Genomic DNA, 22,792 nt, shown 5'->3' on the forward strand with positions numbered 1-22,792 from the left:
CACCCCGCCGGGTTAAGGCTACCGCCGCTAAAACTTGCCCATGACCGAACCCACCACTGCCACGCAGCTGCCGCAGGACCTGCACCCCGAACACCACCTCAGCAGCTCGGCCATGTTGCAGGATATCGTCATCGGCTTGTCCGATGGCCTCACCGTGCCGTTTGCGCTGGCGGCGGGGCTGAGCGGGGCGGTGGCCTCCTCGGGCCTAGTCATCACGGCCGGTCTGGCCGAAATTGCGGCCGGCAGCATTGCCATGGGGCTGGGCGGCTACCTGGCCGGCCGCACCGAGGTGGAGCACTACGCCGCCGAGCTCGACCGCGAGCACCGCGAGGTGCGGGAAGTGCCCGACGTGGAGCGCGCCGAGGTTGAAGAGCTGCTGGCCGACATGGGCCTATCGGAAGCCACGCGGAAACAGGCCGTGGCCGAGCTCACCGCTGACCCGCAACAGTGGGTGAAATTCATGATGAAATACGAGTTGGGCCTGGAAGAGCCCGACCCCAAGCAAGCGCCCAAAAGCGCCGTCACCATCAGCCTGGCCTACGCCGCGGGCGGGCTGATTCCGCTCAGCGCGTATTTCGTGACCGATACGCCGGCGCGGGGGCTGCTGTGGTCGGCGGTCATCACGCTGGCGTGCCTGCTTGCCTTTGGCTACTTCAAAAGCCGCATGACCGGCCAGCCGGCGGTGGCGGGCGCCGTAAAAATGGCCGTAGTAGGGGCGTTGGCTGCGGCGGCGGCTTTTGGCATTGCGCGGCTGGTGAGCGGCGGTGCGTAAGGACATAGCCTTTGCTTACTGTATGTCATCCTGAGCGCAGCGAAGGACCTTATCACGTTGAGTATTTTGGGTAATTCGAACCATGCAAACGTGATAAGGTCCTTCGCTGCGCTCAGGATGACAGCCAATAACTTATTCAAACCAACATATTTCCCCTCTCATGCAGTTCAAGCTTCCCAAAACGCCTGCCGTGTACGTCGAAGGCAAGGATTTCAAACTGGCCGACGTCGACCCCGATGACATTACCCCCTTCAAGCACCGCCCCGATGGCAAGGACGACGCGGAGCCGCGCCTCATCGAATTGCGCCAGCGGCTAAGCGAGCTGCAGGAGCTGCTTTATGCCGAGCACAAGCGTAGCCTGCTCATCGTGCTGCAGGCCATGGACACGGGCGGCAAAGACGGCGCCATCGAAAACCTGCTGACCGGCGTGAACCCGGCCGGCGTGCAGGTAGCTTCCTTCAAGGCGCCCTCGAAGGAAGAGCTGGACCATGACTTTTTGTGGCGCATCCACGCCCAGGCGCCCAAGCACGGCCACATCACCGTGTTCAACCGCTCGCATTACGAAGACGTGCTCATTACGCGCGTGCACGGCCTGATTGACGAGAAAACCTGCCGACAGCGCTACGAAGACATCAACAATTTCGAGCAGCTGCTGCGGCACAGCGGCACGCGCATCCTCAAGTTTTTACTGCACATCTCCAAAGAGGAGCAGGCCCAGCGCCTGCAGGCTCGCCTCGACGACCCGGCCAAGAACTGGAAATTCGACCCCAACGACCTCAAGGAACGCGCTTATTGGGATGATTACCAAGACGCCTTCGAAGCTGCGCTGCAAAACTGTTCGTCGGAAAAAGCGCCTTGGTTTGTGGTGCCGGCCAACCACAAGTGGGCCCGCGACCTGGCCATCGCCGAAATCGTGGTGGCCGCGCTCGAAGACATGAACCCCCAGCCGCCCAAGCCAGATTTCGACCCTAAACAACAGGTGATTGTATGAGGGGCGATGAGCCGGATGGGCGTTGAATCTGACCAACGACTCGGGTGGATTGGTTGAGTAATCGAGTGGGCGCATCGCACTAATTGCTTGATTGATGCCGTATTTGCACGCTCATTTTTCAAATCTGGCGTGCAATGGCGGCGACTTTTACTCGGATTCTAAAAGGAAATTTTAAGCAATGGGCGGCTGCGGCGGCGCTGTTGCTGGCGGCGCCGGCCGCGCACGCCCAGGAAAACTGCCTGCTGGTGCCGGTGCCGCTGGCCGAGCGGCTGGCCCGGGCCGTCTGGGTGGTGGAGGCCGAAGCCAGCGCGCCGGCCGTGGTGCAGGATGGCCAAGGCCACTTGCTGCGGCGCTATGGCCTCAAGGTGTTCAAGGTGTTTCGGGCGCCGGGCGGGGCCGTGCCCACGGCGCTGCTGCTGCCCGGCGGCCAGCTCGGCGACCGGCGCGAGGAGGTGAGCTACGCACCCAAGCTGCCGGCCGGGCAGCAAGGCATCTTTTTCCTAGAGGCCGACCCGCAGCACCCCGGCGAGTGGCGCCTGTTTGCCGGGCCGCAGGGCCTGATTCGCTACGACCTGGCCCGCCGCACAGCCGCCGAGCCGTTTGGCAGCTACCCGGCCATTGCCACCGACCTGTATGCTGCCCTGCGCAACCCAGCCGAGGCCGCTGGCTACCGCGTGGTGCAGGCCAATGCCGCGCTGGCAACGCCTGTGGCCGCCGCGCGGGTGGCCGGCACGGCCGCCATCACCAGCTTTTCGCCCAGTGCGGTGCCGGCCGGCACGGGCGCGGTGCTCACCATCACGGGCAGCAACTTTGGGGCGACGCGCGGCACGGGCTCGGTGCAGTTCCTCAACGCCGACGACGGCGGGGCCAGCCGCGTGCAGCCCCTCGATTCGGACTACCTGAGCTGGACCGATACCGAAATTCGGGTGCAGGTGCCTTCGACAACGCCCCAGGGCAGCCCGGCCGGCACCGGCCCCGTGGTGGTGGCCAACAGCGCCGGCGTGACCAGCACCAGCGCCGGCCCGCTCACCATCAGCTACGGCATCATCAATCTGGAATCGTCGGGGGCAACCCCCACCGCCCTGCGGCCCAAGCTCACCAACGACAACGGGAGCGGCGGCTACACCCTGGCCTACGTGCCCGCCTTCCAGGCAAATGCGGCGGCCGTAGCCGCCTTCGAGCGGGCCCTGACGCAATGGGGCTGCAACACGGGCGCCAACCGCGTGACGACCACCACCACGGCCACCGCCGTGCCCGGCGGCGCCAGCACCGACGGCACCAACATCGTGACCTTTGATGCCACACCGGCCACCTTGCCCGCGGGCGTGCTGGGCGTCACGTATTCCTACTACCGCCTGTGCGGCACCAACGTGACGGTGCCGGAAACCGATTACGTCTTCGCTAACCGCGCCGACTGGAATTATGGTCCGCAAGCGCCGGCCTCAGCCCAGTACGATTTTGAAAGCGTGGCCTTGCACGAACAGGGGCACGGCATCCAGATGGCGCACGTCATCAACACCAATGCCGTGATGCACTACAACATCGGCAACGGGCAAAGCAAGCGCGTGCTGGGCCTCGCCGATGATATAGCCGGCGGGCGCGCCGAGGTTCAATTCAGCACCAGCACCAATACCGCAGCCTGTGGCACGGCGCCCGGCGTCCACGTGCCGGTGGCCATTACCTGCAACACGTCGTTGCCCGTGACGCTGGTTTCCTTCGCGGCCAGCCATGAAAAGGGTATTGGCACGCGCCTGCGCTGGGCCACGGCGATGGAACGCAACAGCGCCTGGTTTGCCGTGGAAGCTCAGGAAGAAGGCACTGCTGACTGGAAGGAAGTAGCGCGCCAGGCCGCCGCGGGCAATAGCGGTACCCCACGCAGCTACGAAGCCCGCGACCCCCGCCTGCTCTCGGGCACGCGCTACTACCGCCTGCGGCAAATCGACTTGGACGGCACCGTGGCCTTTTCGCCGCTGGTGGCCGTGGCTGCGCCAGAAGCGGCGCTGGCCTTCTACCCCAATCCCACCAAAGGCCGTTTGCACCTGCCCAGCCAAGCCCAGGCCCGCCGCCTGCGCGTGCTCGACTTGGCCGGGCGCGAAGTGACCAGCTTCGTCCTAGCCCCCGGCCCGGCCGAAATCGACCTAGTCGGCCTTCAGCCCGGCCTTTACCTGCTGGAGTGGGCCGACAGCCTGGGACTGCGCTGGGAGCGCCTGTTGAAGCAGTAGGCGCTACCCATTGCCCAAGCCCGTCCCGCCGCGTTGCTTACCGCATTGTGATGGTGTAACGGTCGTTGATGCGCTTGTACAGCCACTTGGTGAAGTTGCTGGTCGAAGCAAACCGAGCGACTTCCTTGGCCCCGCAGGTTTGCACCAAGGCCCGGGAATACGGATTGCCAGCGGATTTTGGCAGTTGAAAGCAATGCGTAAACGTTGCTATCCCAGTCCTGAACTCCGTCAGGCCGATGGAGTAGGGCACGAAGGGCTGCCCCACCCGGAAGTGGTAGGTTTCATGCTCCAGCGTGAGCTGGTTATTGACAACGGGGATTTCGCCGGTGCTGCCGTTGATGATTTCCAGCGCGTTGTTGCGGTGCTGCAAAAACAGGAACAGCCGCTGCCCCGGCGCCGCCTTCGCGAACCGCACGTCGCACGTCCACTCCTTGAACTGCTGCACCGTGAGCAGCCGGCTGCCGCTGCCTTTCACGTAATCGGTTACTCTGAATTGATAGGAATCGGCTTCTACCGCCACAATTTCGCCCACCACGATGCAGTCTGCCTGCGCAGCCACAATTTCAATTGACAGTTCGTACTTCTTGGCCGAAGCGCCGGATGTCACCAATAGAGCCGCGAGGATGCCAATTCGGAGTTTCATATAAGCACCACGCACTACTTGGAAGGTTAATCGAATATACCAGACGCCCGCTGCGGAGTCCCCGTGCCTCAGGCCACCAGCGCCGCGTCTTCCTTGCGCTCGCCAATCTGCTGGCGCCACATGGCGTAATAAAGGCCTTTCTGCTGCAGCAGTTCGTCGTGGCGGCCCTGCTCGGCAATGTGGCCGCGCTCCAGCACGAAGATGCGGTCGGCGTGCAGGATGGTGCTGAGGCGGTGGGCAATGAGGATGGTCATGTGCTGGCGCGAGCCCGAGAGCTGCCGCACCGTCTTGCCGATTTCTTCCTCGGTGAGCGAGTCGAGCGCCGAGGTGGCTTCGTCGAACACCAGGATGGTGGGCTTGCGCAGCAGGGCGCGGGCAATGCTGAGGCGCTGCTTTTCGCCGCCCGAAACCTTCACGCCGCCTTCGCCAATCACCGTGTCGAGGCCCAGCGGAGCGCGGGCCAGCAGGGTGTCGGCCGCGGCCTGGCGCAGGGCCAGCAGGCATTCCTCGTCGGTGGCACCGGGCGCCACAAACTGCAGGTTCTCGCGGATGGTGCCGGCAAATAGCTGAGTGTCCTGCGTCACGAAGCCGATTTGCTCGCGCAACTCGTCGAGGTCGATTTCATTGCCCGGGATGCCGTTGTAGCGAATCTGGCCGGCCAGGGGCGGGTAGAGGCCCACCAGCAGCTTCACCAGCGTGGTTTTGCCCGAGCCCGAGGGCCCCACGAAGGCAATGGTTTCGCCCAGCTTGGTGGTGAAGGTGATGTTGGTCAGGGCCTGGTTGTTGGCCGTGAGGTGCTTGAAATTGACGTGGTCGAAGGCCAGGTTGTCGATGTGGGCCACCGACTTGGGCTGGGCCGGCTTCACGTCCTTGGGCGTGTCGAGGATGGTTTGGAAGTTGCCCAGCGAAATCTCGGTTTCGCGGTAAATGCCGATGATGGCGCCCAGTTCCTGCAGCGGCCCGAAGATGGAGAAGGAGTAGATGAAGAACGAGAAAAACTCGCCCAGGCTGATGTGGTTTTGCACCCGTAAGTACAGCAGCAGCATGATGATGATGTTGCGCAGCAAATTCACAAACGTGCCCTGCACGAAGCTCAGCGAGCGCAGGTAGCGCACTTTGCGCAGCTCCAGCTTCAGAATTTTGCTGGTGATGCCGTTCAGGCGCTCCGTTTCCTGCTGGGCCAAACCCAGGCTTTTAATCAGTTCAATATTGCGCAGGCTCTCGGTAGTGGAGCCGGCCAGGGCGGTAGTCTCCTGAACAATGGTTTTCTGAATGACTTTGATTTTCTTGCTCAAAAAGAAGCTCAGAATGCCCAGCAGCGGAATGGTAATGAAATAGCCCAGCGCAATCGGCCAATAGACGGTGATGGCGTACCACATCACGAACACAATGCCCACCAGCGCCGTGAACAGCACGTTCACAAAAGCTTGAATCAGCTTCTCCACATCAATCCGCACCTTCTGCAGCTTGCCCAGCGTCTCGCCCGAGCGCTGGTCCTCGAACACCTGATAAGGCAGCTCCAGCGAGTGGCGCAGGCCGTCAGAATACATCTTGGCGCCAAGCCGCTGGGTAATGACGTTGACGTAGTAGTCCTGAAAGTTCTTGGCGATGCGCGACACCATGGCCACGCCCAGCATGAGGCCCACCAGCGGAATGGCTTCCCAGAAGAAGGGCCAGAAAGACACCCGGCGCACCCCCGCAATGTCGGGGTATTTGGCGGTGAAATGGTCGACCAGCTGGCGGAAGAAGTAGGGGTCTAGCAGCGAAAAAACCTGGTTGATGGCGGCCAGCCCGAGGGCCAGCACCAGCAGCGGCCAGTAGTTGCGCAGGTAGCTATAGAGAATTTTCATTGAAGCAAAAAAGTAGCCCGGCCGGGCTAGCCTAAAGGCTAGCAACCCGGCCGGGCTACAATGGTTTAAGTATGGGCCCGGCGCGCAGCCGGGATGCGCCTCAACGAGTGCCCCGAAGCTCCGCTTCGGCCCGGGCGAACATCAGTCGTTCAACGAGCCGAAGCGGAGCTTCGGGCTACTCGTTCAGACGGCGCGCGCGGCCGGGCGGCTGCGCAGCACCAGCACCACCACCAGCAGCACCGTGCACACAATGGCGGCGGTGCCACCGGCCAGGCCGCCGGGGATTTTAGTGGCGTGCATCACCACCGCCCCAATCATGATGATGATGAGGCCAATGGCGGCCAGCCGGACCGTGCGCGGAATGAGCAGCCCGATGCCGCCCAGCAGCTCGGCCACGGCCACCACGGTGGCCAGCACGCCCGGCAGGCCCATGCCTTCGAAGTTTTTGGTGGTGCCGGCCAGGTCCATCAGCTTGCTGGCGCCGGAGTAGATGAACATGGCTGCCAGCAGGGCTTGCAGAATCCAGGCAATGATGTTGCGTACAGAAGGGCTCATAAAATGAAAAAGGTTGGGGGTGAAGGTGGCAAAATACCGGCCAACGGGGCCGGCCAGCCGGCAAACGCAGGCCGCGTAATATTACGTCAATGGCCAGCAAAAACACCTGCTCTGCCAGCCAGGGAATAGAGGGTGTTGAGGGGCGCGTTGCGGCTGTCGTGGGCGATAGCTAACGTTGCCGCTGCCACCGGGCTGGGGCCGGTGCGGCCGGGCGTGTTGCGCGGCCGTTCGGCCCGGGTTGCCCTCGCGGTCAAATAAGATTTATCCCAGTTACGATATCAGTATTAACCACCGTCAAAACCCGTAGTTTTTACCTGGTTTTTTGAATATAGTGTAAAGTAAATTTGTAAACCGCTCTGCTCTCCGTTCGCTCTTTTTTATTTATCGGCGCTGGTGGGGGGGCTTCTTGCCGGCAATTACGCTTCACTATTCTCCCATACCGTTATGACCGTTGTCTATCACGAATTATTGCCCGAGAGCTACCTGCTTATTCTTGCGCCCAGCCGCACCAACGAGCCCGAAGTGGCCCTGGCGCACTCGTTGCACTGCGCCCAGCGCAGCGGCAAAGCAGCCGTGTGGGTTGATTGCGGCATGCTGCACTCGCTGTCCGACGAAGCGGCCCGGCTGCTGTGGGGAGCCCACCACCAGCTAGAAGAAAAACACGCCAAACTCGTGCTGGTGCACGTGCCCGACCGCGTGCGCCGCGACTTACTGAAGCGCGAACTGGGCCCTGCGCCCTGCATCGTGCCCACTCTGCTTGATGCGGCCCGCCAAACAAGCCCCGGCTTTGAAAGCCCCCTGGCCTAAGCCTTGGTTGCTCCGTTAATCTTTTAACTATTCCCGTGATGTTTGCCTACCTTTTCGGCCCCGTGCCCGACGACCTGTCGCCTGACCAGCGGGCCCACTGGCAGCGCCGCCAGGCCACCGCCCGCAACACCCTCGAAATCCAGGCGCTGACGGGCACAGTGGCCAGCGCCGAAACGGTAGCTTTTTTCGAGCGCTACGTGCGCGGCGAGGTCACGCTGGCGCAGGCCATTGCGCAGGTACGCGAGCAAATAGCCCAGGAGCACCACAGCTACCGCCAGTTTCTGAACCGGCGGAATATTATATAGCTTGTTCTGGCGTAGGGCCTCACCCCCTGACCCCCTCTCCCAAAGGAGAGGGGGCACCGGCTTTGCGCTAGCATCAGGCTCCCCTCTCCCTTGGGAGAGGGGCCGGGGGTGAGGCCCCATGTTAGAATCAGTCCTCCGGCGTGACCGCCGTGGAGCCGTTGCCGCCCATATTTCCACCGTTGAGCAGGAACTCGCGCAGGCGGTTGATGTGCTTTTTCATTTCCTCGATGCGCTCTTCCTGCTGCACCGAGTAGGGGCCTTGGCCGCGCGCGGCTATGTTGCTGAGCAGGTTTTTGCGCTCTTCCATCATGCGCAGGGCCACCCACATGGTTTCCTCCAGGCTTTGCTGGGCGCTGTGGAGCAGGGCGTCGGCCGTGAAGGCGTGGCCGGTGTGGCAGCGGTAGCGCAGCAGCGTGCCGTGCTCCACCTCGAAGAGGCTGCCGCCGCAGTCGGGGCAGGTGAGGGGCACGGGGTGCGCTATTCTGAGGACTTCATCGGTGGTTCCCACGACTCTTTCCGCAATGGCGGCCTCCTGTTTTAGGTCTTCGGGTACTTCGGTTTTGCGGTCGGGGGTGCGGCGGGCGGTTATTTCCACCAGCAGCGCGCCCATCTCGTTCAGCGGCACCACGTAGTCGATGTCGACGTTGCGCAGGGCGCTTTCGGGCATGCTGGCGTACTCGGCTTCGTGGGGGTCTTGCACAATGGCCACGCCGCCGCAGCGCTTGATGAATTCGAGACCGGCCGTGCCGTCGTGCAGCATGCCGGTGAGCACCACGCCCACCACCCGCGACCCGAAGACCACGGCCGCCGAGCGGAACAAGGCATCGGCGGCGGGGCGGTAGTGGTTTTCGCGCGGGCCCTTGGTCACGAGCAGGTGCGGCGTGCTGCCGTCTTTGGCCAGCAGGTGGCGGTCGGGCGGGGCCAGGTACAGGGTGCCGGCCTCGATGAGGTCGCCGTCGGCGGGCAGGCGGCAGGGCAGGGCCGTGTGGCGGGCCAGGCGGTCGGCGAGCTGCTGGCCGTCGGACTCGGGCGCGAAGTGCTGCACCACCAGCACGGCGGCCGGCAGCGTGGCCGGCAGCTGGGCCACGAGCTGCACCAGCGCGGGCATGCCGCCGGCCGAAGTGCCGATAACAATCAGATGAGAAGGAGCGGGCATGGAAAGGAACGGGAAAGAGTGTGAGTACCTACGCTAAAAAGAAGCAAACGGGCAGCGCCGGCGGGTTTTTACGGTAAATTTGTTGCAGGCAGTTGAGCTGCATCCGCCCGCGTCGTTTTGATTTCGGCCGCGGGTTTGCCCGCTCGTTGCGCCGCCTTATTTCCTGCCTGATGACCCCCAACGACCTAGCGCCTTCCACCGACGAGCCCGGCGTGGAGCTGACGCCCCCCGGCGACCTGCCGCGCGACGCCGACGAGCCCGCCACGCCCACGCTGCTGCGCGAGGCCGCCCGGCCCGACGAAGCCCCCGCCGATAGGTTTCCGCTGGTGGGGATGGGCGGCTCGGCGGGCTCGCTGGTGGCGTTTGAACAGTTCTTTCTGGCCATGCCGCCCGACAGCGGCATGGCCTTCGTGGTGGTGACGCACCTGGCGCCCGACCACGACTCGGCCCTGGCCAGCGTGCTGCAGCAGTTCACCAAGATGCCGGTGCAGGAGGCCGAAGACGGCCTGCGCGTGCGCCCCAACCACGTGTACGTCATCCCGCCCAACCGCGACATGAGCATCCTGCACGGCACGCTGCTGCTGTTTGCGCCCACCCACCCGCCGGGCCGCCGCCTGCCCATCGACTTCTTTTTCCAGAGCCTGGCCAAGGACGCCCGCGAGCGCGCCGTGTGCGTGGTGTGCTCGGGCCTGGGCACCGACGGCACGCTGGGCCTGAAGATGGTGATGGAAAACTTCGGGATGGTGATGGTGCAGGACCCCGCCACGGCCGAGTTCGACGCCATGCCGCGCTCGGCGCTGGCCACCGAGTTTGTGGACTACGTGCTGCCCGCCGAGCAGCTGCCCGCCAGGCTGCTGCAGTACGTGCGCCACCCCGACCGCCGCCCCCGCCGCCCCGAGCCCGAAAGCGAGGGCAAGCCGGCCCACGCGCTGCAGAAAATCTTCCTGCTCATCCGGGCCCAGACCGGGCACGACTTCTCGTTCTACAAGCGCAACACGGTGTTCCGGCGCATTGAGCGGCGCATGAACGCGCACCAGATTCAGGAGTTCACGCACTACGTGCGGTATTTGCAGGAAAACCCGGCCGAGGTGGAAGCCCTGTTCAAGGAGCTGCTGATTGGGGTGACCAAGTTTTTCCGCGACCGCGAGGCCTTCGAGCACCTCAAGGCCCACTTGCTGCCGCTGCTGCGCCACAAGCCCGCCGACAGCACCATCCGGGCCTGGGCGCCGGGCTGCTCCACCGGCGAGGAGGCCTACTCGCTGGCCATGACGCTGCTCGAATGCCTCGACGGCGTGGACCGCAGCAAGTACCTCAAAATCCAGATTTTCGCCACCGATATCAACCCCGACGGCGTGGCCTTTGCCCGCGCCGGGCTCTATGCCGACAACATTGTGGCCGACGTGAGCCCCGAGCGCCTGCGCCGCTTCTTCACCAAAACCGAGGGCGGCTACCGCATCAAGAAAGAGGTGCGCGACGTGGTGGTGTTTGCCGTGCACGACCTCAACAAGGACGCGCCCTTCACCCGGCTCGACCTGCTGGTGTGTCGCAACCTGCTCATTTACCTGAGCGCCGAGCTGCAGCGCAACCTCATTCCGGTGTTTCACTACGCCCTCAACCCTGGTGCGATTCTGTTTTTGGGGCCCAGTGAAAACCTCACCGGCTTCCAGGACTTGTTTCAGCCCCTGGACGTGAAGTGGAAGCTCTCGCGCCGCACCGACGCGCCGGCCTCTATCACGCGCCTCGCGGCGTTTCCTCTCAACCTGGTCCGGCAGCCCACGCCGTCGGCTTCCCCCTCCGCCTCCGGCCCCATGAACCCCGACTCCGTCCGCAAGGAAGGCGCCTTTGCCACCCTGGTGCAGCGCCTGCTGCTCCGCCAGTACACGCCGCCCGCGGTGGTCATCAACGCCAAGGGCGAAATTCTGTACGTGAACGGCCGCACCGGCCGCTACCTGGAGCCGGCCCCCGGCCTGGGCGGCATGAACCTCTTCGACATGGCCCGCGAGGAGCTCAACTACGAGCTGAGCAGCGCCGTGCACCGGGCCGCCGCCACCCGCGAGGCCGTGGTGACCGACAACGTGAAGCTGCGCCAGGACAACGGCGTGCAGCTGGTGCGCGTGACGGTGAAGCCCCTGGAAGAAGCCGAGCAGCTGGCCGGCCTGCTGCTGGTAGTGTTTGAGGAGCAGCCCACGCCCGCCAAGGTGCGCCTGGGCAAGGCCCGCCCCGCCAACCCCGACCACGAGGCCCAGCTGCAAGCCCTGGAGCGCGAGCTCCAATACACCAAGCACCGCCTCCAAACCACCATCGAGGAGATGGAAAGCAGCGTGGAGGAGCTCAAGAGCACCAACGAGGAGCTGCAAAGCGCCAACGAGGAGCTGCAAAGCACCAACGAGGAGGCCATGACCAACAAGGAGGAAATGCAGAGCCTGAACGAGGAGCTGATGACCCTCAACCTGCAGTACCTGAGCAAAACCGAGGAGCTGAGCCAGGCCGCCAACGACATGAAGAACCTGCTCGACGCCACGGAAATTGCCACCATTTTCCTCGACAACGACATGGTGATAAAGCGCTTCACGCCGCCGGTGCACCGCATTGTGAGCCTGATGCCCGCCGACGTGGGCCGCCCCATCACGCACTTTGCCAACACCCTGCGCCACGAGAACCTGGCCCAGGACGTGCAGCAGGTGCTCGACCGCCTCGTGGTGGTGGAGGCCAACATCCAGACCACCCGCGGCGAGTGGTACGCCATGCGCATCCTGCCCTACCGCACCCTCGACAATTATATCAGCGGGGCCGTCATCACCTTCACCGACATCACCGGCCTCAAAACCCTCGAAGCCGAGCTGCAGAAAACCACCCGCTTTGCCGAAAGCATTGTGGAAACCATGCGCGAGCCCCTGCTGGTGCTGGGCCCCTGGCAGCAGGTGCTGGCCGTGAGCCAGGCCTTCGCCGAGTTGTTTGGCCTCGATGCGGCCCGGGTGAAGGGCCAGCCCCTGCGCGAGCTCGACGGCGGCGCCTGGCAGCAGCCGGCCCTGCGCCAGCGCCTCGACGACGCCCTGGCCAACCCCGCCGAGCCCTTCGAGGACATCACCTTCACGGCCGATTTCCCGGCGCTGGGGCGGCGCACGGTGCGCCTCTACGGCCGCCACCTGCTGAGCCAGGGCGCGGCCACGGGGCCGCTGCTGCTGGGCGTGCAGGAGGTGCGGGAGGACTAGGAGCGGCTACGGCTGGCGGGTGCTGGCAGGCGGCGTGGGGCCGTCGAGCAGGGCGCAGTAGCCGCAACGCTTCAGCGAGGGCCCCCGCCGGGCTGCCGGTCGGCGGGAGCAATGCTGCGGGCTACCGGGCACTCGTCGTTGTCGTGCCACACCTCTTCGAGGCCAATGCCGCGCAAGGGAGAGTAGAAAGCGGGAATGCGCATGTGCTGGGCTTGGGTAGAACCGGCGGGAACAGATTCGGCAGCAAGCAAGCAAGCAAGCAAGCAAGCAAGCAAGCAAGCAAGCAAGCAAGCAAGCAAAAAATCAGGCCGTGGTTTCGTCGAGGGCGCGGCGCACGTCGCCCCAGCTCAGCTCGCCGGCTACGTAGCGGGCGTAGAGCTGCTGGGCGTAGGGCGTGGCCTGGGTTTTGAGCCGGGGGTGGGTGAGCTGCAACTGGCGTAACACGTTGGCGCGCTGCTGCGGCGTTTGGGCATTGGGGCCGAAAAGGGGGTCGAAAGCCATAAGCTGAATCTTCTTACTGGATAGAAATAAGACGATGTTGCAAATTTCCGACCGCGCCACTCGCCCGGCAAGGTTGCGAATACGGATTTGGGGCGGTGGTAAATACCGAAAGTGGGAGCGAGCTTGGCTGTGCTGGTGGGGTCGTTCTGGCGTGGGGGCCTCACCCCCCGGCCCCCTCTCCCGTGGAGAGGGGGAGCCTATCGACTTTTTTATTTAGCTACTCAATAGCCAAAATCATCTACCCAAAAACGCCCGCGCTGCCGTGGCTCCCCCTCTCCATGGGAGAGGGGGACGGGGGGTGAGGCCCCACGCCAGAACGACCAGGCCCCATGCCCGCGCAGTCGCCGCTGCGTCGCTACATTCACGCTCATGGATGAAATCCCGGACCATGTTTTCACCGCCGACAAACGGCAGTACGGCAAGCTCCAGCTGAAAAGCCGCGCCAGCGCCATGCGCCGCGCGCCCACCGAAGCCGAGCAGGTGCTCTGGCAGGCCCTGCGCGGCAGCAAGGCCGGCGCCAAGTTCCGCCGCCAGCACCCCATCGACCGCTACATCGTGGACTTTGCCTGCATAGCCGCCCTGCTGGTGGTGGAAGCCGACGGCCCCACCCACCACGCCCCCGACCAGCGCGCCTACGACGCCGGCCGCTCCGCCCTGCTGGCCGAAAGGGGCTTCCGGGTGCTGCGCTTCACCAATGAGCAGGTGCTGGAAGACCTGGATGCGGTGCTGAATGAGATAAAAACTGCGTTGCAGGGTTGATATTCGGGCGTGGGGGCCTCACCCCCTGACCCCCTCTCCCTAGGGAGAGGGGGCACCGGTCTTGCACCGAACGGAGGCGGCTGGCTCCCCCTCTCCACGGGAGAGGGGGCCGGGGGGGAGGCCCCACGCCCGCCCGACCACGCCCCACCACCCCCGGCGCTGTAGTAGCTTTGGCCGCTCCCAGCCCCAGCTGTTATGTCGCTTACCTCGTCCGTTCAGTTCGCCTACCGGCCCGACCTTGACCTCTTCACCGCCCGCTGGCAGAGCCTGACCACCGGCAGCACCACCCAGGCCGAGTACGAGGGCCTGCTGCAAGCGCCCGAGGCCCAAGGCACCCCGCACTGGCTGCTCGACGTGCGCCGGCGCCCGCTCATCACCGTGGCTTCGGCTCGCTGGGTGACCACCAACTGGCTGCCCCGCGCCGCCGCCCAGCTGCGCCCGGCGCGCCTGCGCCTGGCCTTTCTGGTGGCCCCCGTGCGGGCCGAAAACCTGCGCACCGACCCGGAGCTGCGCGATGTGATGGAGGCCGCCTACGCCCCCGGCCACCCCTACGACCTGCGCACCTTCACCGACGAGGGCGCCGCCGTGGCCTGGCTGCTGGGGCAGCTGGAATAGCCCGGCCCAGGGGCTTATTTCGAGGGTCGGACCCTTGCAATCGAAGGTCAGACCCCCGATTTCGAGCCTTCGACCCTCGATTTCGACCTGAAAAAGCCCGATTTCGAGGGTGGAAGGCTCGAAATCAAGCCAATTTGGCTCGATTTCGACTCTTTGCGGCCCGATTTCGAGCTTCCGACCCTCGAAATCGAACCAACTTGGCTCAATTTCGACCTAAAAAAGCCCGATTTCGAAGCAGCACCCTTCGAAATCGGGCTTTTTTAGGTCGATTGGGCAGGGTGGCCGCGCAGGGCGGCCCCTTAGGCCTTGGCAGCGGCCGGCTTGCGGCCGGCGTTGGCGTTGCCGGGGAAACGCACCTTCAAATCGTCGTAGGCGGCCTGGGCGCCGGGCTGCTTGTTCTTGGCCAGGAACTTGATGTTGCCGTACACGGTGAGGGCGTTGCCGTAGGCCTCGGAGCCGGCCACCATCAGCGTCGAGTCGGTGTCGAGGGCCAGCTGCTCGAACTGCTGGCGCAGCGGCGTGAGGGCCGTCATGCCGGCCGTGTCCTGCCGCAGCTCGGCCAGGTCCACAAAGGCCGGCACAAAGGCGGCGTTGTTGGCGGCGTAGTCGGTGGTCTTGGTCACGAAAGCCACCGTCTTATCGGCCATGCGCAGCATGGTTTTGCGCTCCTCCGGGGTGAGGGACAGCAGGTAGGGCGCCAGCGCCGTTTTGATGGCGTCGAGGTGGGTTTGAACCTCGTCAATGACCTTGGCGGGGATGTCGGTGTGGAACTGGTTGGCCATGAAGTAGAAAATTTGAAATAGGGTTGGGGTAAGCGGTGCCACTTGGCGGGCATAAGGTAGGGCTTTTTCGGCAGGCCCCGCGCCCGGAGCCGTATATTTCACTCGCGCCCAACCATTCGCCATGCCCCTGTCCTCCAATGCCCTCCTGCCCCCGGCCGGCCCCCCCGCCGACCCGCACGCCGCCCTGCTGGCGCTGCGCGCCCGCGCCGAGCAGGGCCGCCACCTGCTCACGCAGGATGTGAGCGCGCAGCAAGCGCCCGAGGAAGTGCGGCGGCTGGTGCAGGAGCTGCAGGTGTACCAGATAGAGCTCGAAATGCAGTACGAGGAGCTGCTGCTGGCCCAGGCCGAGGCCCAGGCCGCCCGCGCCCAGTTCGCCGACCTCTACGACTTTGCTCCCATTGGCTACTACACCCTCGACCAGGCAGGCACCGTGGCCCAGCTCAACCTCTGCGCCAGCCAGCAGCTGGGCAGCATGCGCCAGCGCCTGGTGGGGCGGCGCTTTGCCTTGTTGGTGGCCCCGGCCGCGCGCCTGGAGTTTGGCCAGTTTCTGGCTAAGGTGTTCGCCCACGACGGCACCCAAAGCGCCGAGTTTGCTATGCTGCGCGAAGACGACACCGTCTTCAACGCCCAGCTCGAAGGCCTGCGCGCCAACGGCCCCGACGGCTTGCAGTGCCGCCTGGCGGTGGTCGACATCACGGGCCGCCGCGCATCCACCGCGGCCCTGGCCGCCAGCGAGGCCCGCTTCCGCCAGCTCTTTGCCGGCAGCAGCGACGCCGTGGTGCTGCTGCAGGGCCACCAGTTCGTGGATTGCAACGAAGCCGCCCTGCGCCTGCTGGGCGCCCACGCCAAAACCGACATCGTGGGCCGGCCCGCCTGGGCCCACTCCCCCGAGTTTCAGCCCGACGGCCGCCGCACCATCGACCTGTTTCACGTCACCACCGAAGCCGCCCTGCGCCAGGGCTCGCAGCGCTGCGAGGCCCTGATGCGGAAAAAAACCGGCGAGGAAATCTGGATTGAAGCCGTGCTCACGCCCATCGACGTGGCCGCGGCGCAGCCCTTGGTGCACATCCTGTGGCGCGACATCACGGCCGCCCGCGCCGCTGCCGAGGAGCTGCGCCTCAGCCAGGAGCGCCTGCAGATGGCCCTGGTCGCCGCCGAAAGCGGCGTGTGGGACTGGGAAATTGCCAGCGACCAACTGCACTGGGATGCCCGCGCCCAGGGCATCTTCGGGCTGCCCTACCACCCCGGGCCGGTGTCGTTTGAGGTGATGCGCGGCGCCGTGCACCCCCACGACCTGCCCGCCGTGACCGAGGCCCTGCGCCAGGCCTTCGCCCAGTCGGGGCCCTTCGACCTGGAGCACCGCATTGTGCGGCCCGACGGCGCGGTGCGCTACGTGGCCGCGCAGGGCAAGGTCGTGGCCGACGACGCCGGTGGGCAGCCGCTGCGCCTCGTGGGCATCATGCGCGACGTGACGCCCCGCCGCGAGGCCCAGAACGCCCTGCGCCGCGAAAAGGAATTCACCGAAAGCCTGCTCGAAAACAGCGTCGACGGCATCCTGGCCTTCGACCGCACCCAGCGCCTCACGGCTTGGAACGCCGAGGCCGCCCGCTACTTCGGCCCGGACGCCGCCGCCGTGCTGGGCCGGCCGGTGTTCGAGGTGCTGCCCTTCATGGGCGAGAAAAGCCACGCAGCGGTGGCCGAGGCCCTGGCCGGCCAGCGCGTGAGCTGCCCGGGCCAGCCCTTCGGGGTGCGCCCCGGCCACTACGACGCCTACCTCATTCCGCTCCAAGACGACGGCAACCCCGAGCCCACCGGCGTGCTGGTCATCATTCGGGACGTGACCGAGCGCGACCGCCTGACCGAAGAAGCCACCCAGCTGCGCCTGCGCCAGCAGCAGGAAGTGCTGGCCGCCATCATGACCACCCAGGAAACCGAGCGCAAGCGCATTGCCGAGGCCCTGCACAACGGCCTGGGCCAGGTGCTTTACGCCACCAAGCTCAGCCTGGAGAAAGACGGGCGCACCAGTACCCCGCGCGAGTCGCTGCGCCTGCTCGACGACGCCATCCGCACCACCCGCACCATTTCCTTCGAGCTCACGCCCGGTGTGCTCGAAGACTTCGGCCTGCGCATTGCCCTCGAAACCCTGGTGCAGCGCACGACGCCCACCGGCCTGCACCTGCACCTGCACCTGAGCGGCCTGGAGCAGCGCCTGCCCGCCCCGGCCGAAATAGCGGTGTACCGCGTGGTGCAGGAGCTGCTCAACAACGTGATGAAGCACGCCCGCGCCACCGAGGTGGAAGTGCACGCGGCCCGCGAGGAAAACCACCTCTTCGTGAGTGTGGAAGACAACGGGCAGGGTTTCGACACCGCGGCCCTCACCGCGCAGCCGCTGGCGGGCATCGGCCTGTCGGGCGTGCGCAACCGGGTGGCCCTGCTTGGCGGCGAGCTCACCATTGACTCGCGCCCGGGGCGGGGCACCATCGTCAGCTTTGAGCTGAGCGTGTGAGCCGGGTTGCGGCCTGAGTTTTGAAGCAGTGGGCGAAGGCGCTCCGCGGCCAATGAAAGGCAAGGGCTGGTCAGGGCGGGCGAACCTATTTGCGGGCCCGTTTGTCCGGTTGAGGACGTGCCGGCGCGGCTGGCAACCAGCGCATTCAACTCAGAAATGACGAAGTTTGCGGCGCTTGCGAAGCGCGGGCACGCTGGGAGCGGCGCAACTCGTATGTTTGCGGCGGAGTACGTTCAGGCTTATTAACTTAGCGCTTGCATGAAGACAAAATCGACCCTATTCGCCGGCCTGGGGCTTTTGCTGGCTTTGGCCAGCTGCAAGCACGACGCCGACACCGTGGACCCCGAAGGCCCCGTGGAGAAGCCTACGGCCTACAACCTGGAGGTGCCATCCAACTTTCCGGCCCTGCCCGCTGCGCCGGCCGACAACCCCCTCACCAACGAGGGCGTGGCGCTGGGCCGGCACCTGTTCTACGAGAAGGCGCTGTCGTTGAACGGCACGGTAGCCTGCGCTTCCTGCCACAAGCAGGAGCTGGCCTTCAGCGACGGGCTGGCGCATTCGGTGGGCGTGAATGGCACCACCACCCCCCGCAGCTCCATGAGCCTGGCCAACCTGGCCTGGGAGCCCAAGCTGATGTGGGACGGCGGCGCCACCGGCCTCGAAAACCAGGCCCGCATTCCCATCGAAAACCCCGTGGAGATGCACCAGCGCCTGAGCGCCGGCGTGGCCAAGCTGCAGGCCACGGATAAATACCCGCCGCTGTTTCGCAAGGCTTTTGGCAGCAGCACCATTACCGAGGCCAACGTGCAGAAAGCCCTGGCCCAGTTCGAGCGCACCCTGGTTTCGGGCAACTCGCGCTACGACCGGTTCCGGCGCGGCAACGCCACGGCCCTTTCCGACTACGAGCAGGAAGGGTTGGCCCTGTTCCTAATGCATCCGGAAGGCACGGCTGCCACGCGGGGCGGCAACTGCAAAGACTGCCACGATGGCGACCTGCAAACCGACCGCATGTTCCGCAACAACGGCCTCGACGCCACGCTCACCGACCTCGGCCTGGGCGGCCTCACCGGCCAGGCCACCGACAACGGCAAGTTCCGGGTGCCCAGCCTGCGCAACATCGCCCTCACCGCGCCCTACATGCACGACGGCCGCTTCACCACCCTGGAGCAAGTTGTGGACCACTACGACCAGCACGTGGCCCGCAACAGCCCCAACGTCGACCCGCTGCTGCTTAACGCCTCTAATAATGGCACCACCAACCTGGCACTAACCGCCAGGGAGAAGGCCAAAATCGTGGCCTTCCTGCGCACGCTCACCGATTCCACGTTCATTAAAGACCCGCGCTTCGCCAAGCCCTAAGCCGCAAAGCCGTTTTTGTGGCCCGAAACGCAAAGCAGCCGCGTGGCCGCGACAGCCCTTCCCGGAGTGCTGTCGCGGCCACGCGGCTGTGTCGGTTGAGTGCGGCGGGCCACCGGCGTAGAAGAGGGCCGGTGGTGTGCTAAATTTGTGGTTTCGATGCTTTTGTTGGGCATCCATTTCTGCTTTTGTTTTCTCCGCCATGCTTTCTTCCCTTCGCGCCACTTTCGTTCTGAGCTTGTCTGCCGGCCTGCTGCTGAGCAGCTGCGAGCAGCACAAGCCCGCTACTACCACCCCTGCGGCCCCGGCCGCGCCCACCGCCCAAGCCCGCTACGAATGCCCCATGGGCTGTGCCGGCAGCCAGAGCAGCAAGCCCGGCAAGTGCCCGGTGTGCGAAATGGAGTTGGTGAAGAAGTCGTAAGGCCAGGGCCGGATTGTGGTGGTTTGGGGCACAATTTTATGAAGCCCCGGTTGCGCTGGCCGGTAATTTTGCGAGGTCATTTTTGGTTATATCAACGCGGCCGCCGCACGCCAGCGGACCGCCCTAATTTTACTCCGCCATGTCCACGCTTCGCTTCAAAACCACCATCAACTGCGGCGGCTGCATCAAAGCCGTTACGCCCGCGCTCAACCAGGAAGTGGGCGCCAACAACTGGGAGGTCGATACCGCCAACCCCGACAAAATCCTGACCGTGAAAAACACCCAGGCCTCCCCGGCCCAAGTGGTGAAAGCGGTGGAAGAAGCCGGGTTTGAGATTCAGGCCCTGGCTTCGTAGCTCCAGCTTTAAGCTCACAAAAAAAGGCGGCCCCGGTACCGGGGCCGCCTTTTTTATAAAAATCGAATCAGCTTATTGCACCACCACCTTCTGGCTGGTGAGCTGCTCGCCCACCTGCACCTTCACGAGGTAGGCACCGGCGGGCAGGCTGCCCCGCGCGAACTGCTGCGCACCGCTCTGCTCGGCTGCGGCCAGGAAGCGCACGCGCTGGGCAAAAACCTTATTGCAACGACACGGATTCGACGTCCACAGTCAACGGCTGGTCGGTCGCCGTTGCGGCCTCCCAAATCACCTGCAGCACTTCCGAATCAGCAAGCTTGAAGGCGGGCGTGCTGGCCGGCTGGTACTGCAAGGCGTTGAAGCCGGGGTAGGGGCGGGGCAGCAGCAGCAGCGCATCGGGCCGAAAGGCACTGAGTGGCAGGCGCACATCCTGCAACTCCGTGCCTAGCGGCAGTGGGGCCGAGTACGATACCGCGTCCCGGGTAGTCAAAGTCACCTTCAGCCGGGCGCCGGGCTGGCTGCTGCGGGCCCGCACCACCACCGTTTGGAAGCCGGCCATGTCGAAGGCACGGGCGGCCAGCTTGTCGCCAAAATAGGCGCGCAGGCTGGCGGCCGGGCCGGTTTGGGCCGTCTGGCCGGGGCGCAGCGGTCCCTGCACCAGCCGCAGGGCCAGTGCCCCGCTCGGCGTGGTCACATAGTCGGTCCAGGCGTTATCGACAATGCTGCGGGCCTCGATGCTTTCCTGGTCGCGGCTGGCCACGAACAGCGGTAGCGGCGTGCCCGGGGCCACAACGGGCACTTCCCAATGCTCGGCGTGGGCGTAGTCCCAATCGCGTGGCTGGCCGCTGTAGCCACCGGGAAAAGTGAGCGTCTGCGCGCTGTGTTTTAGCACCAGCCAGTAGCGAAGCTGGCCGGGGTAGAGCAAATCGGCGGGCACGGTGGCTTCGTAGGTCGCGTAGGCCGGGCTGGTGGTGGGCAGCGTGCGGGTGCGGCCGTAGTAATGTTGGGCCACCAGCAACACGCTGTCGCCCGAAGCCACGCCGCTGAGCGTCGCACTGAGGTGCAGCGGCTGTCCAGCAGTGGCCTGCACCGGGGGCATGTGGCGCACCTGCTGCTGGGCGTCTTCCAAAAAAACAAAGCCTTTCGGCGCCGCGAATTCGCGCAGCTCGCCGTGGTTGAAAGCCGTGCGGGGCGTGAAAGCAGCCGTAGACTTGCCGGCCGCAGCCACCAAGTACACGCCGGGCCGCACGGTGGCGCGCCCGTAGGTGGCGTGCGATTCGTAGGAGTTGCCTTCGTCCAATGCCTTCAGCGTGAATGCCTGGCCCAGGTCGGGCAGCGCAAGTGCCATCAGTTGCTCATTCCACAAAATCTGCGTCACGGGCTTGCTCAACGAGGCCCGCTCAAACGGGTCGCGGATGGGCACGGCGTCGGGCATCACCTCCAGGCGCCACACGCCGGGCGCCAGCTTGTCGAGGAAGTAGGCGCCGGTGCCGCCGTACGTTACCACCGGCGAAGAGCCCACGCCGGCCAGGTGCTGCAGCTTCGCGAGCTGCTTCGGAGCGGTGCGGGTGTTGGCTGTGTAGTAGAATTCCTCCGGCGTGTTCATCTCACTGAGCTGCTGCCGGTAGCTCACGCGGAAATCGCTGAACACGGAGTCCTGCGGGTAGCGCGGGAACTGCTGCCCACGCTTCACAGTGCGAAATACCTTGCCGGCGATGAGCAGGCTGATGGCTTTGGCGGGCGTGTAGGCCAGGTTCAGGTAGTGGGTCTGGTACTCGGTGTTGGCGTAGGCAATGGCCAGCGGGTCGTAGGCAAACTGGGTGGCCCACTGAAACCCGGCCGTGCGGAAGCTGCGGGCCATGAAGGGGTACATGATGGGCTGAATGATATCGGCCGACTCGAACTCGTACACCATCCGGGCCTTGCTGGTGAAGCGCGGGTCTTGGCGGTAGGGGATGGGGTACTGGTCGACGTAGGGCAGGAAGTTGCCGCGTAGCGCGTGGTTGGCCACCAGCCCCTGCGGGTACCACTGAAAAGTGAGGCCGTCCACCTTGGCGTTGAGGATGGCCTGGTACACGTCGGGGTTTTCCGACACGTTGTAGAATACCGGCTTGCGGCAGCCCGTGGCCCGGATGGCGGCGGCCATGCGGTTGGCAAAGCTGGTCACCTGCTCCTCGGGCTTGTGGTAGCGCGGCTCGTTGCACACCTCGAAGGCCAGAATGTCAGGGTCTTCGCGGTTGAGGGCCTTGGTGTAGGGGTTGCGGTGGTTGAGGAATTGCGTGAGGTAACGCTCCTGCGCCGCAATGGCGCGCGGGTTGAGGTAGGCCTCGCCCTTGGAAAAGATGCTCGAAAAGCCCGTGCCGGTGTCGGGCTCGGGGTAGCCGTTGTTCCAGTAGGCAATGGGCGTGAGAATGATTTTGATGCCGCGCTGCTTGAGCTCGTTCACCAAAAAATCGAGCAAACGCAGGTGCTCATTCTCCTGCAGGTTGCCCACGGTATCGGTAATTTCCACGTCCCACACGTGCACCCGAAAGGCATCGACGCCCAGGCGGGCCAGGTGGTACACGTCCTGCCGGATGGCCTGCTCGTGGTTGCCACCCACCTTCTGAATAGCACGGTAGGAGTAGGCAAAAGGCGCGGTGTAATTGACGCCAAAAAGCGCTACTTCCTGCCCGCCTTTCTGCCAGCGCAGCACGCCTTTTTTATCCACGTATACGTCGCCGCCAGGGGCTTTCGCGGGCTTCTGGGCCAGGGCTTCGGGACTGGTGAAAAGCGAAAAGAAGCAGCTCAGCAGCAACAGGAACAGGGGACGCTGGAACATGGGCGGGCGGAAAAATAGAAAGCCGAAAAACACCCCAAAAGTACGCCATCCGGTCCCTGCGGCTTGGACAATCGATTGTCTGTCTTTGCAGGATAGATGCTACTTTTCGGCCTTTAACGCGCCTCAGTAGACCGGCCTGGCGCCGTCTGCGTACGCAAGCCCG

At 64.8% G+C, this 22,792-nt stretch carries 21 protein-coding genes; 12 read left to right on the forward strand and 9 right to left on the reverse strand.

What is annotated here, in order from left to right; genetic code table 11:
- Positions 1 to 40 precede the first annotated feature (40 nt).
- The 3 genes from MTP16_RS13250 (at position 41) to MTP16_RS13260 (ending at position 3,985) form a co-directional block, all read left to right on the forward strand.
- Entirely contained in the window at positions 41 to 772 is a 732-nt protein-coding gene (locus tag MTP16_RS13250; RefSeq protein WP_243509427.1) for a VIT1/CCC1 transporter family protein, read from the forward strand.
- A gap of 160 nt (positions 773 to 932) precedes the next feature.
- Positions 933 to 1,763, forward strand: a complete 831-nt coding sequence (locus tag MTP16_RS13255; protein WP_243509429.1) for a polyphosphate kinase 2 family protein — start codon at positions 933 to 935, stop codon at positions 1,761 to 1,763.
- A gap of 134 nt (positions 1,764 to 1,897) precedes the next feature.
- Positions 1,898 to 3,985, forward strand: a complete 2,088-nt coding sequence (locus tag MTP16_RS13260) for an IPT/TIG domain-containing protein (RefSeq protein WP_243509432.1) — start codon at positions 1,898 to 1,900, stop codon at positions 3,983 to 3,985.
- A gap of 37 nt (positions 3,986 to 4,022) precedes the next feature.
- Here MTP16_RS13260 and MTP16_RS13265 read toward each other — a convergent pair whose 3' ends face one another.
- From MTP16_RS13265 to MTP16_RS13275, 3 genes are all read right to left on the reverse strand, one after another.
- Positions 4,023 to 4,628: a hypothetical protein gene (locus MTP16_RS13265; RefSeq protein WP_243509435.1), complete on the reverse strand. Its 606-nt coding sequence runs from the start codon at positions 4,626 to 4,628 to the stop codon at positions 4,023 to 4,025.
- A 68-nt stretch (positions 4,629 to 4,696) separates the two neighbouring features.
- Positions 4,697 to 6,478: an ABC transporter ATP-binding protein gene (locus MTP16_RS13270; protein ID WP_243509437.1), complete on the reverse strand. Its 1,782-nt coding sequence runs from the start codon at positions 6,476 to 6,478 to the stop codon at positions 4,697 to 4,699.
- Positions 6,479 to 6,661: 183 nt separating this feature from the next.
- Positions 6,662 to 7,033: a DoxX family protein gene (locus tag MTP16_RS13275; protein WP_243509440.1), complete on the reverse strand. Its 372-nt coding sequence runs from the start codon at positions 7,031 to 7,033 to the stop codon at positions 6,662 to 6,664.
- 444 nt (positions 7,034 to 7,477) lie between these two features.
- Here MTP16_RS13275 and MTP16_RS13280 point away from each other — a divergent pair, with 444 nt between their 5' ends.
- The gene (locus tag MTP16_RS13280) at positions 7,478 to 7,840 is read left to right on the forward strand and encodes an STAS domain-containing protein (RefSeq protein ID WP_243509445.1); all 363 of its coding nucleotides are present in this window, start codon (positions 7,478 to 7,480) and stop codon (positions 7,838 to 7,840) included.
- 38 nt (positions 7,841 to 7,878) lie between these two features.
- Entirely contained in the window at positions 7,879 to 8,145 is a 267-nt protein-coding gene (locus MTP16_RS13285; protein WP_243509448.1) for an antitoxin VbhA family protein, read from the forward strand.
- A 127-nt stretch (positions 8,146 to 8,272) separates the two neighbouring features.
- On the opposite strand, the gene MTP16_RS13290 is transcribed toward MTP16_RS13285, so the two are convergent.
- The gene (locus tag MTP16_RS13290; protein WP_243509451.1) at positions 8,273 to 9,301 is read right to left on the reverse strand and encodes a chemotaxis protein CheB; all 1,029 of its coding nucleotides are present in this window, start codon (positions 9,299 to 9,301) and stop codon (positions 8,273 to 8,275) included.
- 170 nt (positions 9,302 to 9,471) lie between these two features.
- Here MTP16_RS13290 and MTP16_RS13295 point away from each other — a divergent pair, with 170 nt between their 5' ends.
- Positions 9,472 to 12,513, forward strand: a complete 3,042-nt coding sequence (locus MTP16_RS13295) for a CheR family methyltransferase (protein WP_243509454.1) — start codon at positions 9,472 to 9,474, stop codon at positions 12,511 to 12,513.
- A gap of 71 nt (positions 12,514 to 12,584) precedes the next feature.
- Here MTP16_RS13295 and MTP16_RS25900 read toward each other — a convergent pair whose 3' ends face one another.
- Both MTP16_RS25900 and MTP16_RS13300 read right to left on the reverse strand, forming a co-directional pair.
- Entirely contained in the window at positions 12,585 to 12,716 is a 132-nt protein-coding gene (locus tag MTP16_RS25900) for a hypothetical protein (protein ID WP_262922609.1), read from the reverse strand.
- Positions 12,717 to 12,816: 100 nt separating this feature from the next.
- A complete protein-coding gene (locus MTP16_RS13300) occupies positions 12,817 to 13,014 on the reverse strand; it encodes a hypothetical protein (protein ID WP_243509456.1) in 198 nt (65 codons plus the stop codon).
- A 369-nt stretch (positions 13,015 to 13,383) separates the two neighbouring features.
- Between MTP16_RS13300 and MTP16_RS13305 the strand changes: the two genes are divergently transcribed.
- Positions 13,384 to 13,773, forward strand: a complete 390-nt coding sequence (locus MTP16_RS13305) for an endonuclease domain-containing protein (protein ID WP_243509459.1) — start codon at positions 13,384 to 13,386, stop codon at positions 13,771 to 13,773.
- Positions 13,774 to 13,968: 195 nt separating this feature from the next.
- The gene (locus MTP16_RS13310) at positions 13,969 to 14,388 is read left to right on the forward strand and encodes a hypothetical protein (RefSeq protein WP_243509463.1); all 420 of its coding nucleotides are present in this window, start codon (positions 13,969 to 13,971) and stop codon (positions 14,386 to 14,388) included.
- 299 nt (positions 14,389 to 14,687) lie between these two features.
- On the opposite strand, the gene MTP16_RS13315 is transcribed toward MTP16_RS13310, so the two are convergent.
- Positions 14,688 to 15,170: a hypothetical protein gene (locus tag MTP16_RS13315; RefSeq protein WP_243509466.1), complete on the reverse strand. Its 483-nt coding sequence runs from the start codon at positions 15,168 to 15,170 to the stop codon at positions 14,688 to 14,690.
- A 121-nt stretch (positions 15,171 to 15,291) separates the two neighbouring features.
- On the opposite strand from MTP16_RS13315, the gene MTP16_RS13320 reads away from it, so the two are divergent.
- The 4 genes from MTP16_RS13320 to MTP16_RS13335 all read left to right on the forward strand — a co-directional run bounded on the left by MTP16_RS13320 (position 15,292) and on the right by MTP16_RS13335 (position 19,808).
- Positions 15,292 to 17,676 (forward strand): PAS domain S-box protein, encoded by a 2,385-nt coding sequence (locus MTP16_RS13320; protein WP_243509469.1) that lies wholly within the window; start codon positions 15,292 to 15,294, stop codon positions 17,674 to 17,676.
- Between the two features lie 258 nt (positions 17,677 to 17,934).
- Positions 17,935 to 19,035 (forward strand): cytochrome-c peroxidase, encoded by a 1,101-nt coding sequence (locus MTP16_RS13325; RefSeq protein WP_243509472.1) that lies wholly within the window; start codon positions 17,935 to 17,937, stop codon positions 19,033 to 19,035.
- A gap of 199 nt (positions 19,036 to 19,234) precedes the next feature.
- A complete protein-coding gene (locus tag MTP16_RS13330; RefSeq protein ID WP_243509475.1) occupies positions 19,235 to 19,453 on the forward strand; it encodes a heavy metal-binding domain-containing protein in 219 nt (72 codons plus the stop codon).
- A gap of 139 nt (positions 19,454 to 19,592) precedes the next feature.
- Positions 19,593 to 19,808, forward strand: coding sequence for a heavy-metal-associated domain-containing protein (locus MTP16_RS13335; RefSeq protein WP_243509480.1), 216 nt, complete (start codon positions 19,593 to 19,595; stop codon positions 19,806 to 19,808).
- 72 nt (positions 19,809 to 19,880) lie between these two features.
- Here MTP16_RS13335 and MTP16_RS13340 read toward each other — a convergent pair whose 3' ends face one another.
- Together MTP16_RS13340 and MTP16_RS13345 are read right to left on the reverse strand one after the other, a co-directional pair.
- Entirely contained in the window at positions 19,881 to 20,012 is a 132-nt protein-coding gene (locus tag MTP16_RS13340) for a T9SS type A sorting domain-containing protein (RefSeq protein WP_243509483.1), read from the reverse strand.
- A 16-nt stretch (positions 20,013 to 20,028) separates the two neighbouring features.
- Entirely contained in the window at positions 20,029 to 22,629 is a 2,601-nt protein-coding gene (locus MTP16_RS13345; protein ID WP_243509547.1) for a cellulase family glycosylhydrolase, read from the reverse strand.
- Between the last annotated feature and the right edge of the window lie 163 nt (positions 22,630 to 22,792).

This window comes from Hymenobacter monticola (assembly GCF_022811645.1).
Taxonomy (GTDB): Bacteria; Bacteroidota; Bacteroidia; order Cytophagales; family Hymenobacteraceae; genus Hymenobacter; species Hymenobacter monticola.